Origin of the sequence: Arthrobacter sp. Br18 (genome assembly GCF_000520555.1) — a bacterium.
Taxonomy (GTDB): Bacteria; Actinomycetota; Actinomycetes; order Actinomycetales; family Micrococcaceae; genus Arthrobacter_D.
Window position 1 is genome coordinate 3,770 of record NZ_KI914853.1, and the last position, 16,956, is coordinate 20,725.

15 protein-coding genes are annotated in these 16,956 nt (G+C 67.9%); 11 read left to right on the forward strand and 4 right to left on the reverse strand.

What is annotated here, in order from left to right; translation table 11 throughout:
* Window positions 1–431 (reverse strand): phosphoribosylaminoimidazolesuccinocarboxamide synthase (locus Y704_RS25165; protein ID WP_035771825.1); only part of this gene is annotated, 431 nt, incomplete at its 3' end.
* Window positions 428–1,762, reverse strand: a complete 1,335-nt coding sequence (purD, locus tag Y704_RS0106245; RefSeq protein WP_035771826.1) for a phosphoribosylamine--glycine ligase — start codon at window positions 1,760–1,762, stop codon at window positions 428–430. The genes purD and Y704_RS25165, both read right to left, overlap by 4 nt.
* Window positions 1,763–1,865: 103 nt before the next feature.
* On the opposite strand from purD, the gene Y704_RS0106250 reads away from it, so the two are divergent.
* From Y704_RS0106250 to Y704_RS19385, 5 genes are all read left to right on the forward strand, one after another.
* Window positions 1,866–3,539: a molybdopterin-dependent oxidoreductase gene (locus Y704_RS0106250; protein WP_035771827.1), complete on the forward strand. Its 1,674-nt coding sequence runs from the start codon at window positions 1,866–1,868 to the stop codon at window positions 3,537–3,539.
* A 193-nt stretch (window positions 3,540–3,732) separates the two neighbouring features.
* Window positions 3,733–4,734, forward strand: coding sequence for an asparaginase (locus Y704_RS0106255; protein WP_026549479.1), 1,002 nt, complete (start codon window positions 3,733–3,735; stop codon window positions 4,732–4,734).
* 39 nt (window positions 4,735–4,773) lie between these two features.
* Window positions 4,774–5,163, forward strand: coding sequence for a sterol carrier family protein (locus Y704_RS19375; RefSeq protein WP_035771828.1), 390 nt, complete (start codon window positions 4,774–4,776; stop codon window positions 5,161–5,163).
* Window positions 5,160–6,575, forward strand: coding sequence for a DUF2079 domain-containing protein (locus tag Y704_RS19380; RefSeq protein WP_051476755.1), 1,416 nt, complete (start codon window positions 5,160–5,162; stop codon window positions 6,573–6,575). The genes Y704_RS19375 and Y704_RS19380 overlap by 4 nt, the downstream gene beginning before the upstream one ends.
* A gap of 20 nt (window positions 6,576–6,595) precedes the next feature.
* On the forward strand, window positions 6,596–6,925 hold the full coding sequence (locus tag Y704_RS19385; protein WP_035771829.1) for a hypothetical protein: 330 nt from the start codon (window positions 6,596–6,598) through the stop codon (window positions 6,923–6,925).
* Between the two features lie 157 nt (window positions 6,926–7,082).
* On the opposite strand, the gene Y704_RS19390 is transcribed toward Y704_RS19385, so the two are convergent.
* Entirely contained in the window at window positions 7,083–8,291 is a 1,209-nt protein-coding gene (locus Y704_RS19390; RefSeq protein WP_051476756.1) for an FUSC family protein, read from the reverse strand.
* Window positions 8,292–8,409: 118 nt separating this feature from the next.
* Between Y704_RS19390 and purF the strand changes: the two genes are divergently transcribed.
* Window positions 8,410–9,969, forward strand: coding sequence for an amidophosphoribosyltransferase (gene purF / locus Y704_RS0106280; protein WP_026549480.1), 1,560 nt, complete (start codon window positions 8,410–8,412; stop codon window positions 9,967–9,969).
* Window positions 9,966–11,081 (forward strand): phosphoribosylformylglycinamidine cyclo-ligase, encoded by a 1,116-nt coding sequence (gene purM, locus Y704_RS0106285; RefSeq protein ID WP_026549481.1) that lies wholly within the window; start codon window positions 9,966–9,968, stop codon window positions 11,079–11,081. Before purF ends, purM begins: the two co-directional genes overlap by 4 nt.
* Here purM and Y704_RS19395 read toward each other — a convergent pair.
* Entirely contained in the window at window positions 11,072–12,100 is a 1,029-nt protein-coding gene (locus Y704_RS19395) for an adenosine deaminase (RefSeq protein ID WP_051476757.1), read from the reverse strand. The genes purM and Y704_RS19395 overlap by 10 nt on opposite strands.
* 352 nt (window positions 12,101–12,452) lie before the next feature.
* Between Y704_RS19395 and Y704_RS19400 the strand changes: the two genes are divergently transcribed.
* Genes Y704_RS19400 through egtD form a run of 4 tightly spaced genes read left to right on the forward strand, consistent with a single transcriptional unit; the run spans window position 12,453 to window position 16,844 of the window.
* Entirely contained in the window at window positions 12,453–13,733 is a 1,281-nt protein-coding gene (locus tag Y704_RS19400; RefSeq protein ID WP_162149375.1) for a glutamate-cysteine ligase family protein, read from the forward strand.
* Window positions 13,730–15,079, forward strand: a complete 1,350-nt coding sequence (gene egtB / locus Y704_RS0106300; RefSeq protein ID WP_051476759.1) for an ergothioneine biosynthesis protein EgtB — start codon at window positions 13,730–13,732, stop codon at window positions 15,077–15,079. Before Y704_RS19400 ends, egtB begins: the two co-directional genes overlap by 4 nt.
* 2 nt (window positions 15,080–15,081) lie before the next feature.
* A complete protein-coding gene (gene egtC, locus Y704_RS0106305; protein WP_026549483.1) occupies window positions 15,082–15,861 on the forward strand; it encodes an ergothioneine biosynthesis protein EgtC in 780 nt (259 codons plus the stop codon).
* Window positions 15,858–16,844 (forward strand): L-histidine N(alpha)-methyltransferase, encoded by a 987-nt coding sequence (gene egtD, locus Y704_RS0106310; RefSeq protein ID WP_026549484.1) that lies wholly within the window; start codon window positions 15,858–15,860, stop codon window positions 16,842–16,844. Before egtC ends, egtD begins: the two co-directional genes overlap by 4 nt.
* Window positions 16,845–16,956: the final 112 nt, after the last annotated feature.

Consider the following 16,956-nt stretch of genomic DNA (forward strand, 5'->3'; position numbering starts at 1 on the left):
ACGAGCCCCTCCGGCAGCGGCAGGGAGCAGACGGTGCGGGACGCACGATACTCGGTCAATCCGCTTCCGGTCAGGTAGCCGCGCGCGATGCACTCGATCGGATACATCTGCAGCTTCCGGCACACCATCGCCCGGCCGGCGACCGCATCGGGAACTCCCCCTGCGGCGTCGGAGCCCAGCACATGGTTCGGCACACCGGCGAGCCGTTCGAACCACCACAGGCTCAATTGGGTAAGGATCCGCCCCTTGTCGGGAATCTCCGTCGCCAGCACGTGGTCGTAGGCGCTGATGCGGTCGCTCGCCACCACCAGGACGACGTCGGAATCGCCGTCGTCCGCCGGTTCGTACAGGTCGCGGACCTTCCCGGAGTACACGTGGTTCCAGCCGGGAAGTTCCGGATGCCTTGGCGTCCAGGGCTCGGAGGTGCTCACGCGTCGGCGCCCCGTGAAGCAGGTGAAGTGGGCGAAGCGGCAACCGGAGCGGAAGGCCCGCCGGCCACGCCGATCTCGCCCCGCGAGGCCTTCAGTGCGATATCGGTGCGGAACTGTCCTCCGTTCAGCCCGATCAGGGACATCCCTTCGTAGGCTTTTCCGCGCGCGGCTCCAAGATCTTCCCCCAGCCCGACGACCGCAAGCACCCTCCCGCCCGAGCTCACCACCTTGCCGTCCACCAGTGCTGTTCCCGCGTGGAAGACCTGGACGTCCTCCGTGCGCTCGGCTTTCCCGAGTCCGCGGATCCGGCCACCGGTGACGGGCGTACTTGGGTAGTTCTCCGACGCCAGCACCACCGCCACTGCGCTGCGTCTGGACCAGGTGAGGGGTTCGATCCGGTCGAGCCCGCCCTGCGCGGCCGCCAGAAGCACACCTCCCAGCGGCGTACGCAGCCGGGCGAGCACGGCCTGCGTCTCGGGGTCCCCGAACCGGGCGTTGAATTCGATGACGCGCATTCCGCGGGACGTCAGCGCCAGCCCGCAATACAGCACCCCGGTGAAGGGGGTGCCGCGGTGCGCCATCTCGTCGATGACGGGCTGCGCCACCCGCTCGATGACCTGGTCCACCAGACCGGCAGGAGCCCAGTCCAACGGCGAATAGGCACCCATTCCGCCGGTGTTAGGGCCGGTGTCGTCGTCGCGGATCCGCTTGAAGTCCTGCGCGGGCGCGAGCGGCAGGACGTTTCGCCCGTCGGAGAGAACGAACAGGGACACCTCCGGGCCGTCAAGGTATTCCTCGATGACCACGCTCCCGCCCACAGCGAAACACGCCTCCGCGTGGGCGAGCGCTTCGGCGTGGTCCCCGGTGACCACCACGCCCTTGCCAGCGGCCAGCCCGTCATCCTTGACCACGTAGGGTGCACCGAACGTGCGCAGCGCCTCCTCGGCCTGGCCGGTGGTGGTGGCCACCACCGCCATCGCCGTCGGCACTCCCGCTGATGCCATGATCTGCTTCGCGAAGGCTTTCGATGCCTCGAGCTGGGCTGCCGCGCGCGACGGCCCGAAGACGGGGATCCCTGCGTCCCGGAGGGCATCCGCCACCCCGGCGGCCAGCGGTGCTTCCGGCCCGATCACCACGAGATCCGACCGGAGCCGCTGGGCGAGAGCGGTGACCACGGCGGGATCGTCGACGTCGACGTCGTGCGTCGCCACCATCGCCGCGATCCCGGCGTTACCCGGTGCGGAATGGACCTCCCGGACGAACGGATCGGCCAGCAGGGCACGGACAAGGGCGTGTTCGCGGCCGCCGGGGCCTATCACCAGAACCTTCACAGTCGACCAGCGTACTGGGATTCACCCGTCCCGGCGAAGCCCGCAGCCCCTGTTACGGGCGCGGTTCACCCATACTCCGACAACTCCCCTCCGAATACCCACCATGATCACCATCAGGAAACTTTCCCGCGAAGCCACCGCGCTCGCGGCGCTCGCGGGAATCCTCGCCGCGGGCCTCGTGCTCGGGGTCGCCGAACTGGTCGGCGCCTTCTTCACTGCCCGCGCCACACCCCTGATCGCGCTCGGCTCCACCTTCATCGACTTCACCCCGGCCTGGCTGAAGGACTTCGCCATCGCCACGTTCGGCACCAGTGACAAGGTGGCCCTGTTCGTCGGCATGGCAGTGACTATCCTGGCCCTCGCGGCCGTCCTCGGCATCGTCGCCTTCCGCAGATGGGCGCTCGGTGCGGCGGGCGTCGTCCTGATGGGCCTGGTAATGATCGCGAGTGTCCTCTCCCGGGCGGGCGCCTCGATGATCGACGCCGCCCCCTCGATCATCGGCACCGCCGCCGGGCTGCTGGCCCTGCGCTGGCTGATCGCGCGCCTCCATTCAGATTCCGCAACAAAAGCTCACGACGGTGTCGTCGTTCCCGATGCTCCTCCCGGCCCCGCTCCCGCTTTCGCCGCGACGGGCCGGCGTGCTGCTGCCACGGGTCGGCGCGCCACCGCGTCGACCTCCGCCGCTCCCGCCGGAAGTGGCGCCCGATCCCCGTCACGCCGCTCCTTCTTCGCCGCAGCCGGGGTCACCGCGATCGCCGCCGGCGCCGCCGCCACCGGCGGCCGCGTCCTCGGCAGCATCCGGAGCAACGTGGCGGCAGCGCGGGACGGCCTCGCGTTCCCCGTCCCCTCGAGCCCGGCGAAGCCCGTTCCGGCCGGCGTCGAGGTGGACGTCGAAGGGGTCACCTCATGGCTCACGCCGAACCGGGATTTCTACCGCATCGACACCGCCCTCAGCGTGCCCCGGCTCGACCACGAAACCTGGGAACTCCGGGTGCACGGCATGGTCGAAGAGGAGTTCACGCTCTCCTTCCAGGACCTCCTCGACGCCGACCTCATCGAGCGCCACGTCACCCTGACCTGCGTGTCCAACCCCGTGGGCGGGAACCTGGTGGGCAACGCGAAGTGGCTCGGCTACCCGCTGCGCGAAGTGCTCAAGCGCGCCCGGCCCCTGGACGGCGCCGACATGGTGCTGTCCACCAGCTCCGACGGCTTCAGCGCCTCCACTCCCCTGCCCGTGCTCCAGGACGAGCGCGATGCCATGCTCGCGGTCTCCATGAATGACGAGCCCCTTCCGCTGGAACACGGCTTCCCCGTCCGGATGGTCGTGCCCGGTCTCTTCGGCTACGTGTCGGCGACCAAGTGGGTGATCGACCTCGAAGTCACACGGTTCGCCGACCAGACGGCGTACTGGACCGACCGCGGCTGGTCGGAGAAGGGGCCCGTCAAGACCATGGCGCGCGTCGAGGTGCCGCGGGCCTTCGCGAAAGTCGCCGCCGGCCCGGTCCGGATCGGCGGCTCGGCGTGGTCGCAGCAACGCGGCATCACCACGGTGGAAGTGTCAGTGGACAACGGAGCGTGGGAGAAGGTCACCCTCGCCGAGGAATATTCGGTGGACACCTGGCGTCAGTGGTCCCACGAGCTCACCCTCGACGCGGGCGCCCACACGGTCAGGGCGCGGGCGACCGACGCCGTCGACGGCGTACAGACGGAGGAACGGGCCGACACGGTGCCGAACGGCGCATCGGGCTGGCAGTCCGTGCAGTTCTCGGCCGAGTAGCCGCCACCCTCCTGGCCGGATGCCCTGCGGAACTCGCGCAGACGTGGTGGGTGCCGTCGCCGCACACCCACCATTCCTGCACGACTTCGTGCGGATCCGCCGCTGCCGGCCTGCTGGTCCTGGTGTTTTCGCCGGGCTGCCGGCAGCACGAACGCGCGATTTGAAGTCCCACGCCATAGGCAATACTTGGATCATGCCGACCTTCACCTCCGCTGATGCCGTTGACCTTGCCGTCCTGGAGCGCAACGGGTTCATCGAATCCCGCCATGTGGGCTCCGCCGTCGTTCTCGCGGCGGACGGCAGCATAGTGACCTCGCTCGGTGACATCAGCTCGCCGATCTACCCGCGCTCCAGCCTCAAACCGTTCCAGGCCCTTGCCGCGATGAAGGCGGGGGTGCCGCTGCGGGGACCGCAGGTTGCCCTGGCCACCGCGAGCCACGTCGCGAGCGACGAGCACATGGAGGTGGTGCGGACCATGCTGAGCGCCGCAGGGGTCACGGAAGAGGATCTCCAGTGCCCCGAGGACTGGCCGCAGGACGTCGAGGCACGCAACAACCTGGTGCGGAACGGCAAGGGGAAGCAGCGGATCGCGTTCAACTGCTCCGGCAAGCACGCCGCATTCCTCTGGGCCTGTACCGAGAACTCCTGGAACCACGCAGCCTACCTCGAGCCCTCGCACCCCCTTCAGCAGGGCATAGCGAACGTTCTCGAGGAGTACACCGATGAGACGCCCGGGCACTGGGGTGTGGACGGCTGCGGAGCTCCGGTGGCAACAGTGTCGCTGACCGGTCTTGCGCGCGGCATCGGAAAAATCGCCAGGGCTCCCTCGGACAAGAATGCCGACGCCCGCGCCGCGACGATCGCCACCGCCATGGTCGATTATCCGTGGGCCGTCCATGGGCACGGCATGGAGAATACCGTGGTCATGGCGGACCTGGGGATCCTCGCGAAGAGCGGCGCAGAGGGAGTTCTGGTGCTCGGCGCCCGCAATGGAGCCGCGCTGGCGCTGAAGGTGCTCGACGGCAACAACCGCGCTGCCACGCTGGTGGGACTGACGCTGTTCGCGGCGTCCGGCGCGATCGATGCGGACAAGGTGGGAGCCGTGCTCGAGAAGGTGGTGCCGCCCGTGCTGGGCGGCGGGCGCCCGGTGGGCCGCCTGCGATTGGCTGCTCCCGTGATGGCGCTGCTCGACTGAACGAGGACAGGTCGGAAGAACGAGCCGGAAGGACCAATCATGGCACGACGCCGCATCGCACCGGAGGCGGGTCGGACCGCCCTGCGGGAGGTGGCGGACGGGACTGCGTCCCGGAGCGAGCTCGCCTCGGCGGTCCGGTTCTGCCTTGAGGAGTTGGCGGAACGCGCGCCGGGCAACAGCGTGGAAGTGAGGGTGCCGCCCTTCGGCGTCGCCCAGTGCGTCGCCGGCCCGCGCCACACCCGTGGAACGCCGCCGAACGTCGTGGAGACCGACGCCGCAACCTGGCTTGCGCTCGTCACCGGCACGCTCACCTGGACCGACGCACGGGCAGCCGGCCGGGTAGCCGCGTCGGGTCAGCGCGCGGACCTGTCCACCTGGCTCCCGCTGTTCGGCCGGGTCGACACCCCGCGCGCTGACAGCGCGCAGTGAGTCATCCTGTCGGCCGGGTCCTCGCGGCTTCCCGGGCCGCCTCGGGGCGTCCGCCCGTTGCTGCCTGGCTTGTCGGCCTTGCCGTCACGTCGGTGTACATCGGATACTCCGCAACCCAGTGGCACCGGCTCGAGTCGCCGTCGTGGGACCTGGGGATCTTCACGCAGCTGGCCAAGGCCTACGCTGCGCCCGGAGCGCCGATCGTCCCCATCAAGGGACACGGCTTCAACCTCCTGGGAGATCATTTCCACCCTCTCCTGGTGCTCCTGGGGCCCGTCTACGCGGTGTTCCCCTCGGCGTTCACGCTGCTGGTGGTGCAGAACCTGCTGTTCGGCCTCGCTGTCTTCGTGGTGACGCGTGTGGGCGTCCGGCAGGCGGGCCGGCTGGCCGGCACCTGCATCGGTGTCGCGTTCGGCCTGTCCTGGGGGCTCCAGTCGGCCGTCGCGGCGCAGTTCCACGAGATCGCCTTCGCTGTTCCCCTGCTTGCCCTCAGCCTTGAGTCCGTGATCGACCGACGGCTCCTGCCCGCCGTGGCGTGGGGTTCGCTGCTGGTGTTCGTGAAGGAGGATCTCGGGGTCACCGTGCTGGTGCTCGGGCTCGTCATCGCCTGGCGGTTCCGTTCGCAGGCGGGCCTCTGGCTCGCCGCCTGGGGAGCGCTGTGGCTCGTGCTGTCGGTCCGGGTCATTCTCCCCGCACTGAACACCGGCGGCGCCTACGACTACTCCGACCGCATCGACGTGGGCCGAATGCTGGCAGACCCGGGGCTCGCCCTGGTTTCCCTTGTCAGCGGGGTCGCCAAGTACGAGACCGTGGGGCTCCTGCTGCTTGCCGGCGGCGTCCTGTTCGTGCGGTCACCACTCGCGCTGGTGGCGGTGCCCACGCTGCTCTGGCGCTTCGTCTCGATCCAGGAGGGGTACTGGGGTCCGGACTGGCACTACAGCGCGGTGCTCATGCCGGTGATCTTCCTCGCCCTGGTCGACGTTCTCGGTCGGTCACGAACCAGCGGACGGAAGTGGCTCCGTGCAGGGTCCCTGATCGCGGCTCCGGCAGTCGCCGTCGTCGCAGTCGTCCTGCTGCCCGGACAGGCCTTCGCTGACCTGGCGAAACCGCAGACCTACGAGCAGTCCCCGCGGTGGGATGCCGCGCACCGGATGATGGATAGCATTCCGGCGGAAGCGTCGGTGGAGAGCGGAGTGGTGCTCATGGCGTACCTGGCACCCGACGTCGAGGTCTACTGGCTGGGCAACGAGAATCCGGCGCCCGAATACCTCATCGTCGACGCCGAGGACTGGAGTTGGGGTCCCGTACGGCCCGCCGACGCCGTCGTCCACGCAGAAGCTACGTACCCGGGCAGTTCCTACGAGCTCATCTTCGACGAGGCCGGCTATCAGCTAGTTCGGAAGGCCCAGTAATCGCCGGTAGCCTTGACGTCATGAGCTCCGACCAGCCACTGCCCGATAATCCCCCGGAGCGCACGGAGGCAACGACATCCCGGGAGGTGACGGTCCGCCGGGCGCCTCGGTTCGTTCCGTTCATGGCGATCGGCGCTGTGCTCGGGTTCATCGCGGCCCTCGTCGTCGCCTACACCGGGCCGGTGGATCCGACCCTCACACGCGAGTCGGTGCTCGGTTTCTTCACGGTGGCCTTCGCGATTCCCGGCCTGATCCTGGGCGCCATCGTGGTGCTGATCCTTGACCGCCGGAGCGTGCGCCGCGCACAGCGGGCACGGGCGGAGCGCACGTACGACGACGACGCCCGGTAGCGCCGCGCGGCCAAGCTGACCGGCGCGAAGCACTCCCCCCTCGACTGCGCAGCAATTACCGGTTCCGCCGCTGAAAATGGTCATTACTGCGCACTCGCTGCCCGGGAACCGAAGGACGGCGGTCCGGTTGACCGCCCAACGACCAACTGCGGGACGATCAGGGGCGAGGCTCCGGCGACTCCCCGGCTGACACCTCGGGCAGATTCTTCGCATCGTGTTCCGCCAGCGAGCCATAGGCCGGTGTTCCCTCCGGCGGCGGCGGCGTGACGGCGGCCAGGATTCGGTGAAGGCTCATCGCGATCGATGCCGCCGCGCCGAAGGGGGCTTCCTTGGCCGCACTTCTGTTCATCTCACGCGCCACCCGGAGCATGGCCTGCTGAGCCCCGCGAAGCGTATCGTGAGCAATCTCGTTGACGGTCCACTGCTCGAGGACGTCGCTGACCGCGGCGAAAGCTTTCTGGAGAGGTTCCCGAAACGCAGGCGAGAGGGCGGGCTCGCGGGCGGTCCCGTGAATCGAATCCTGCAGCATGTTGGTGATGTTGATGGTGTGGAACGTGACCACCTCCAGCACCTCGATCTGCTCGAAGTCCTTCGCCAGGTCGCGGGGATGGAAGCGGCGTCGGACGTTGCCCCTGCGGCTCTCCTGGGCATACCTGAGTGCTGCCCACGCGCCCTCAGCCGTCCGTGCGAGATCCGCTTTCCGCTGGTCCCACCGCGGGTCGTCGGTGGCCCAGTTCTCCCGGAGTGCGTTGCCGATGTCCGCCATCTGCTGCGCGGCGGTCGTGCGCAGGACGGCAAGCTTCGCCACTGCCTCGTTCAGATGGAGGGGCGGGACCACCAGCGCACTGACCGTCAGGCCGATGAGCACCCCCACCACCATCTGGATGAGATAGCCCAGCGAATAACTCAGATCGTTGTTTCCGATCACCAGGACGAACAGTCCCGCGGAGGCAATTCCGGTTCCACCGCCGGCCGTGCGCTTCAGCCACCCGGCCAGCAGCACACCGCTGCCCACCACGAAGGCAATGGTCAGCGAATTCGGATCACCGATCCACGCTGCAAAGAAGGCAAGCATGATCCCGATGGTCAGGCCTGCCATGGTCTGCAGCCCCAGCTTCACCGTCCCGGCCACGGTGGGATAAATGGCGAGCAGGGCGCCCAGCGGCGCGTAGTACGGATACTCCGCCGCCACCCCGGGCATGGAAACGGCCACAACCCAGGCAATCCCAGCCGCCAGCGCAGCCTTGAACGACAGCAGGAGATGGGGGTGGCGAAGATACTGTCGCACCTCGGGGAGCTTGCTCCGCCGGCCGGGCCGCACCGTGGCGGAGCCGCCCTGTGGACTGGATGAATGATGAGCCGCCATGCCCACAGCATGGCATCCGCTCCTGAGGATCGACAGGGAACGCTGCACGCCGTCAGAAACCTGTGGGCGCCGGCTCACGCCACGGCGCACTACCACCCCGGCGTGAGAGAATGGGCAGATGCTGCGCGGTGACGGACAACTTTCCCATGATCTTCTTCCCGGCGAGAAGACACCCCAGGATGCCTGCGGTGTCTTCGGTGTGTGGGCTCCGGGAGAAGAGGTGGCCAAGCTCACCTACTACGGCCTCTACGCGCTGCAGCACCGCGGCCAGGAATCGGCCGGCATCGCCACGAGTGACGGACAGCGCATCAACGTCTATAAGGACATGGGCCTGGTCTCGCAGGTCTTCGATGAGACCACGCTGAACACGCTCACCGGACACATCGCCGTGGGCCACTGCCGCTACTCCACCACCGGATCCTCCCTCTGGGCCAACGCGCAGCCCACCCTCGGCGCGACCGCGGCCGGAACAGTGGCCCTCGCCCACAACGGAAACCTCACCAACTCGGCCGAGCTGCACCGGATGGTGCTGGAACGCCATGGAAAGCCGCGCTCCGGCGAAATGGCCCAGGGCAACACCACCGACACAGCACTCGTGACCGCTCTCCTCGCCGGAAATGACGACCGGTCCCTCGAGGAGACAGCCCTGGAGCTGCTGCCCAGCATCCGCGGCGCCTTCTGCTTCGTCTTCATGGACGAGGGAACCCTGTACGCCGCGCGGGATCCCTACGGCGTCCGGCCGCTCGTCCTCGGGAGGCTCGAGCGCGGCTGGGTGGTGGCCTCCGAGCAGTCGGCACTCGCCACGGTCGGCGCAAGCTTCATCCGCGAGGTGGAGCCCGGCGAGTTCATCGCCATCGACGAGTCGGGCGTCCGGTCCAGCCGTTTCGCGACCCCGACGGCGGCGGGATGCGTCTTCGAGTACGTCTACCTCGCACGACCCGATGCCGCGATCGCCGGCAGGTCGGTGTATGAGTCAAGGGTCGAGATGGGCCGCCAGCTGGCCCGCGAGAATTCTGTGGACGCCGACATCGTCATTCCGGTGCCGGAGTCCGGGACACCCGCCGCCGTCGGCTTCGCCGAGGAGTCCGGCATCCACTTCGCCCACGGTTTCGTGAAGAATGCCTACGTGGGCCGGACGTTCATCCAGCCCAGCCAGACTCTCCGGCAGCTCGGCATCCGCCTCAAACTCAATGCCCTGGAATCGGTGATCCGGGGCCAGCGCATCATCGTCGTCGACGACTCGATCGTCCGCGGCAACACCCAGCGGGCGGTGGTGCGGATGCTCCGCGAAGCCGGTGCGGCGGAGGTCCACGTCAAGATTTCCTCCCCGCCGGTCCGCTGGCCGTGCTTCTACGGCATCGACTTCGCCTCCCGTGCCGAGCTGATCGCCAACGGCGCAGCGGTGGCCGAAATCAGCAAGTCGATCGGCGCCGACAGCCTTGCCTACATCTCCGAGGACGGCATGATCGCCGCGACGCAGCAGCCCCGCGAACGGCTCTGCACCGCCTGCTTCACCGGTCAGTACCCCATCGAACTTCCCACCGACGACCGCCTGGGCAAGAACCTGCTCGAACACCTGGACCCCGCGGACAAGACCGGCGCCAACGGCTGCGACCCGGGACCCGACAGCGAATTCGAAGCTGTACTGACCGAGACAGACAAGAAAGAACGGGTATGAGCGCGCCGTCCAATCCCATTACCTACGCAAGCGCCGGAGTGGACGTGGAGGCGGGAGACCGCGCCGTCGAGCTCATGAAGGGTGCGGTCAAGGCGACCCACGGCAGCTCGGTGGTGGGCGGCGTCGGCGGCTTCGCCGGCCTCTACGATGTCTCGAAGCTGCTCACCTACCGGCGACCGCTGTTGGCCACCTCCACCGACGGAGTGGGCACCAAGGTGGCCATCGCCCAGGCCATGGACATCCACGACACCATCGGCTTCGACCTCGTGGGCATGGTGGTGGACGACATCGTGGTGGTCGGTGCGGAGCCGCTCTTCATGACGGACTACATCGCGTGCGGCAAGGTGGTTCCGGAGCGCATCGCCGATATCGTGCGCGGCATCGCCGCTGCCTGCTCGGTGGCGGGCACGGCACTGGTGGGAGGCGAAACGGCAGAGCATCCGGGGCTGCTGGGTGAGCACGAGTACGACGTCGCCGGTGCCGCGACCGGCGTCGTCGAAGCGGACGACGTTCTGGGGCCGGAGCGCATGCGCGACGGCGACATCGTAATCGCCATGGCCTCCTCGGGCCTGCATTCGAACGGGTACTCCCTGGTCCGCCGCGTCATCAACCAGGCGGGCTGGGCGCTCGACCGGCAGGTCTCGGAACTCGGCCGGACGCTCGGCGAGGAACTGCTCGAACCCACGAGGGTCTACGCCGCCGACTGCCTCGACCTTGCCCGCTTCGCTCCGGCCCGGGTACATGGCTTCAGCCATGTGACCGGCGGCGGGCTTGCAGCGAACCTTGCGCGCGTCCTTCCACTCGGCATGGAAGCCAGCATCGACCGCTCTACCTGGGAGCTGCCCCCCATCTTCTCGCTGGTATCCGAGCTCGGCTCCGTTCCGTTGCCGGACCTCGAGCGGACGCTCAACCTCGGCGTGGGCATGGTGGCGGTCGTCGGATCCGACGGCGCCGACGCGGCCCTCGCACGCCTTGCCGAGCGCGGTGTTCCTGCGTGGGTCATGGGATCCGTCGCCGCTGCCCGTGAAGGCCGGAACGACGGCCCGGACTACGTCCAGGGCGCCAAGGGCGTGGACGGCGGATCGGTGCGGCTTCTCGGCTCCTACGCCTGAGCGTCCTCGCGCTCCGGCCCGCCCTTCGATTGACCGTGCAGCCACGCATCGATGTCCGAGAGGAGCTCCCGTCGTCGCGCATCACTGACGAAGGCCGACCGGGCGCCGTTGGCAGCAAGCAAAGCCATCTGTCCGGCAGTGAATCCGAACGTGGTCCGGACCTGGGACAGGTTCTCATCGATATACCCGCCGAAGTAGGCGGGATCATCGGAATGGACCGACACGTTCAGCCCCCGCTCGAGCAGCTGCGGCAGCGGATGCCCGGCCAGCGTGTCAACCGCCCTCAAGCGCACGTTCGATAGCGGGCACACGGTCAGCGGCACCTGCTCATCCACCAGCCGCTGCACCAGCTCCTCATCCTCCAGGCAGCGGATCCCGTGATCGATGCGGTCGACCCGCAGCAGATCGAGGGCCTGCCGGATGTACTCCGGAGGCCCCTCCTCCCCCGCATGAGCGATGCACTTCAGGTTCGCCCGCCGTGCCCGGTCGTACAGCGCCACGAAGTCGCCGGGCGGGTTGCCCGCTTCCGCCGAGTCCAGGCCGATCCCGATGATTGGCGCCTGCATCGCCAGCAACTCCTCCAGCACCGCGAGCGCGTCCGCCACAGGCTGGTCACGCAGGAACGCCGCGATCAGCCCGCTGCTGATCCCGAATTCGTCTTCGCTGTCCGTCAGCGCCGAGGCAATCCCGTCAAGGCATACCTTCAGCGGCACCCCGCGGCTGGTATGCGCCTGGGGGTCCATCATGATCTCGACGTGCCGCACACCAGCCGTCGCGGCCCTCGCCAGGTACGCGCGGGTCATGTCGGCGAAGTCCTGCTCCGTCCGCAGGACGGCCATATTGCTGTAGTACAGGTCGAGGAAGGACTGCAGGTCCTGGAACTCGTACTGCTCCCGCAGCTCGTCGATACTTGCATAGGGCAGCGCCATGCCGTTGCGCGCGGCGAGCTCGAAGATCAGCTCCGGTTCCAGCGTGCCCTCGATATGGAGATGGAGTTCGACTGCGGGAAGCTGTGTCACGTGCTTTCCTCCTTCGGCGGGTAGGGTGCTCCTGCAATCTACTACGGCGGCCACCTGCTTGCGTGGCAGGAAGAAGACCCCGACGGCGCGCTCGTCGGTCCGGCGCGGGCGATGTCCGACGACGCCACCACCTGCTACCTGTTACCTTCTGGTCCGTCGCGGCTTCCAGGGAAACGCACCGACAGGCGCTGCTCCAGGCCGTTGACATGAGGTGCCCTCCCAAGTGCTCCTACCACCATCGTCGCCGGGCCGGGCACCATGCGGCCCCGCCGGGCGGGGTTTCGGGAAGCCGTGGAACCTCATATCGTTGTCCGTGTTGACTTGATTGCCCTGCAATGGAGGGATGGGACAGATGACGTTGCTATCAGGCCTGGAGGACTTGCGGCCACTGTCGGAGACCGAGGCGGAAATCTACATCGCGTCGGTATGCTTCAAGACCGGCCCGCCGGGAGCCGTGGGTGTGGAGGTCGAACGGATCGTGCACGACGCGCTGGATCCGCAGCGGACGATTCCGGTGGCTGAAGTCAGGGCCGCTGCTGCGGAAGTGGGCACGGACCTTCCCGGCGGTGGGGTCATCACCTACGAACCGGGAGGGCAGCTTGAACTGAGTTCGGCCTGCGCGCCCGACCTTCCCTCGGTGATCGAAGCTGTAAGGGCCGACCTGGCGGTAATCGACAGGGCAGTCGGGGACGCGGGGCTTTCCTTCAGCAGTGTTGCACTGGAGCCCTCCCGTCCTCCGCTGCGAACGCTGAACCATCCCCGGTATGCGGCCATGGAAGCCCACTTCGACAGCGGGGGTACCGCCGGGCGGATCATGATGTGTTCCACTTCGTCCCTGCAGGTGTGTCTGGACGCAGGCCTTCCAGGGATCGGTGCGGGCAGTGCCGTACAGCGCTGGCAGCACCTTCACCGCCTCGCGCCGGTGCTCGTTGCACTGTTCGGCAACTCCCCCTTCCGGCACGGAGCACCCAGCGGCTGGAAGAGTACCCGTCAGGCAGTGTGGCTGAGAACCGACCCGTCCCGCACCTCGCCCGTTCCTGACTCCGACGACCCGCCTTCAGCGTGGGCGCGGTACGCCCTCAATGCCTCGGTACTCTGCATTCCCAGTCCACACGGATCATGGGAAGCACCCCGCGGCCTGACCATGCGGGGCTGGCTGCGCGGGCACGGTCCCCGGCCCGTCCTGCAGGAGGACCTCGACTACCACCTCAGCACGCTCTTTCCGTTCATCCGCCCCCGCGGGTTCCTCGAAATCCGGGTCATCGACGCCCAGTCGGGTTCCGACTGGGAAGCCGCCGCCGCAATAACGACTGCACTGGTGGAGGACGAACTGGCAGCCGCCACAGCCGCCGAAGCCTGTGCCCCTGTAGCCGCACTCGCCGACCCCATGACCGCCGCGGCACGGGATGGGCTGGCGGATCCCGTCCTCGGACGAGCAGGGTGGCTGTGCGCTGAGGCAGCGCTGGATGCCATGGACCGGCTGAATGCCGATACCGGCACGAAGTCCAGGGTGGAAGCGTTCATTGAGCAGTACGCAGCACGCGGCCGCTCTCCCGCAGACCAGCGGATCGACGACTGGCGCCGCACCGGCCGGTTCTCGGACCCCGCACAGCGAAAGGAAATCGCCCGATGACGAATCCGGTGTCAGTAAGTTCCGCCACTGGGCTGGGGGATGTGCGTGCCTTCATCGCAGAGGGCCTGGAGCGTGCGCGCCGTCGTACCCACGCGCTCACCGCATGTGACGAGGAGGAGTTGCTCAAGCAGCATTCACCGCTCATGTCCCCGCTGGTCTGGGACCTGGCGCACGTCGGCAGCCAGGAGGAACTATGGCTGGTCCGGGACGTCGGCGGGATGGAGCCGCTTCGCCCGGAGATCGACAGGCTCTACGACGCCTTCGAGCATTCGCGCAGCAGCCGCCCTTCGCTGCCACTGCTGGCTCCCTCGGAGTCCCGGGGTTACCTCGCTGAAGTGCGCTCCAAGACACTGGACATCCTGGACCGGGTCCCGCTGGCAGGGTCACCGCTGCTGGACGGCGGGTTTGCCTTCGGCATGATGATCCAGCACGAGCAGCAGCACGCAGAGACCATGCTGGCCACCCACCAGCTCCGGATCGGCGAACCGGTGCTGCACCCCGTGGATCCGGAGGCCGCGGTGCTGGCCACCGGAGCGGCGCTTCCACCGGAAGTGCGGATTCCGGCCGGATCCTTCACGATGGGCACGTCGGTGGAACCCTGGGCCCTGGACAATGAGCGGCCGGCCCATGAGGTGCACGTTCCCGATTACTGGATCGACACGGTGCCCGTCAGCAACGGCGCCTTTCTGAACTTTCTGGACGACGGCGGGTACTCGAACCCCCACTGGTGGACCGCTGAGGGATGGAGGCATCGCAACGACGACGGCCTGACGGCACCGAAGTACTGGAAGCGGGAGGGCAGCACGTGGTGGCGGACCCGCTTCGGCGTTCTCGAACCGGTTCCCGCGGACGAACCCGTCCAGCATGTGTCCTTCTTCGAAGCCCAGGCCTACGCCCGCTGGGCCGGACGGCGCCTGCCGACCGAGGCAGAGTGGGAAAAGGCCGCACGCCACGACCCCGCCAGCGGCCGCTCCCGTCGCTACCCCTGGGGCGACGAGGATCCCACCCCGAGGCACGCGAACCTGGGCGGAGCATCGCTGCGACCTTCGCCTGTCGGGTCCTATCCCGCAGGAGCATCGGCGCTGGGAGCCCGCCAGCTCATCGGTGACGTCTGGGAGTGGACCTCCAGTGATTTCGGCCCCTACCCGGGATTCCGGGTGTTCCCCTACCGGGAGTACAGCGAGGTTTTCTTCAGCGGAGGCTACAAGGTGCTGCGCGGTGGATCCTGGGCTGTCGACGCCTCGGCCAGCCGGGGAACATTCCGGAACTGGGACTACCCCATCCGGCGCCAGATCTTCACCGGCTTCCGCACCGCCCGCGACAGCACTTCAGGCGAAGGGGCCTGAGAGTGTGCCGTCATCTGGCTTTCCTTGGACCGCCGACATCGCTGGCGACGCTGCTGGCCGCCCCCGATCACGGCCTCCTCCGGCAGTCCTGGTCGCCGCGGTACCAACGCAACGGCACCATGAACGCGGACGGGTTCGGCGTCGGCTGGTACGCCCCGGGGGATCCCGTCCCCGCCCGCTACCGCCGCGCCGTGCCGATGTGGACGGACCAGTCCTTCGCCGACGTGGCACGGGTCACCACCAGTGGAGCAGTGCTGGCTGCGGTGCGGTCGGCCACACCCGGTACGACGCCGGACGAGGCAGCCGCCGCCCCCTACGCATCGGGGAAGTGGCTGTTCAGCCACAACGGACGGATCGACGGCTGGCCCCGCTCCGCGGAGACACTGGCTGCGACGCTGTCTCCGGCCCGGCTCCTTGCCCTCGAGGCCCGGGTTGATTCGGCCCTGCTGTGGGCGCTGGTCCTGGAGCAGCTCGATTTCTCGGACTCCGCGGGCGGACACTCTCCCGCGGAGGCGCTGGCGCGCGTCGTGGCCGACGCGTCGGCCTCCAGCACGGGCAGGTACAACCTGCTCCTGACCGACGGAACCACCATTGCTGCCACAGCTGCCGGTGATACCCTTTTTTGGCGCTCAGATAACAGGGGGACAGTCGTTGCCAGTGAGCCTTCCGACGACGGTCCAGGCTGGCACGAGGTGCCGGATCAGTCCCTGCTGGTAGCCACTTCGCATGGCGTCGAAACAAGCCCGATAATCCCCGCAGAAATGGAGCCAGCACCCAGATGAACCTTTTGACAACGGCGCTTGAGATAGTCCATCACCTCCCTCCGCACTACCTCGAGCGCACGCTGCGCGAAGACGTCCGCGCAGGGCTCACCAAACCGGTGAAAACCCTGCCCCCCAAGTGGTTCTACGACCAGAGGGGCAGCGAACTGTTCGAGCAGATCACGCAGCTTCCCGAGTACTTCCCCACCCGCACCGAGCGCCGGATCCTCGCGGACCATGCAGCGGAGATGGCGGCGGCAAGCCCGGCAGAAACACTTATCGAGCTGGGATCCGGCTCATCGAGGAAGACTCCCCTGCTGCTCGACGCCCTGAAGGACGCCGGACCGCTCCGGAACTATGTTGCCGTCGATGTCAGCGACACAGCCCTGACGGAAGCCAACGGTGAGCTGTCCCGGGATTACCCCGATCTTGCACTGCAGGCTGTCGCCGCGGATTTCGAATCACAGCTGCAGCTTCTCCCGAGGGACGGTCGGCGGATGATCGCTTTCCTCGGTGGAACGATCGGGAACCTCGAGCCGGAGGCTCGGGCAGATTTCCTCGAGCAGGTGAGGGAACTGCTGGGCCAGGAGGGCGGGTCGCTCCTGCTGGGTACGGGCCTGGTGCAGCCGCCGGAGATCCTGATCCCCGCCTACGACGATCCGACGGGCGTGACTGCCGACTTCAACCGGAATGTGCTGCGCGTGCTCAACGCGGAGCTGGAAGCGGATTTCGACGTCAACGCCTTTGAGCACGTAGCGGTGTGGAACGGGGACGAGGAGTGGATCGAGATGAGGCTTCGGGCCACGCGTGCCATGCACGTGCGGCTGCCCGGTGCCGGACTCGAGATCGATTTCAAGCGGGGCGAGGTCCTGCGGACCGAGGTATCCGCGAAGTTCCGCCCCGAGGGCATCGCGGCTGAGCTGGCGGCGGCGCGGCTGACCATCGTGGGGCAGTGGACGGACGAGGACGAACGCTATGCCATGACGCTGGCCGAACCCCTCTAACCCCATCGAGTGCGCAGCAATGACGCCGATCTCGGAAAAAACCGGTAACTGCTGCGCACTGGACGGGGCTATCGGTAACTGCTGCGCACTCGACGGGAAGTTACCCACGCAC

Bases quoted from the DNA above. Each gene is read 5' to 3' on its own strand.
- Y704_RS0106250 (WP_035771827.1), top strand. From the start codon at position 1,866: ATGATCACCATCAGGAAACTTTCCCGCGAAGCCACCGCGCTCGCGGCG.
- Y704_RS0106255 (WP_026549479.1), top strand. From the start codon at position 3,733: ATGCCGACCTTCACCTCCGCTGATGCCGTTGACCTTGCCGTCCTGGAG.
- Y704_RS19375 (WP_035771828.1), top strand. From the start codon at position 4,774: ATGGCACGACGCCGCATCGCACCGGAGGCGGGTCGGACCGCCCTGCGG.
- Y704_RS19385 (WP_035771829.1), top strand. From the start codon at position 6,596: ATGAGCTCCGACCAGCCACTGCCCGATAATCCCCCGGAGCGCACGGAG.
- Y704_RS19390 (WP_051476756.1), bottom strand. From the start codon at position 8,291: ATGGCGGCTCATCATTCATCCAGTCCACAGGGCGGCTCCGCCACGGTG.
- purF (WP_026549480.1), top strand. From the start codon at position 8,410: ATGCTGCGCGGTGACGGACAACTTTCCCATGATCTTCTTCCCGGCGAG.
- purM (WP_026549481.1), top strand. From the start codon at position 9,966: ATGAGCGCGCCGTCCAATCCCATTACCTACGCAAGCGCCGGAGTGGAC.
- Y704_RS19400 (WP_162149375.1), top strand. From the start codon at position 12,453: ATGACGTTGCTATCAGGCCTGGAGGACTTGCGGCCACTGTCGGAGACC.
- egtB (WP_051476759.1), top strand. From the start codon at position 13,730: ATGACGAATCCGGTGTCAGTAAGTTCCGCCACTGGGCTGGGGGATGTG.
- egtD (WP_026549484.1), top strand. From the start codon at position 15,858: ATGAACCTTTTGACAACGGCGCTTGAGATAGTCCATCACCTCCCTCCG.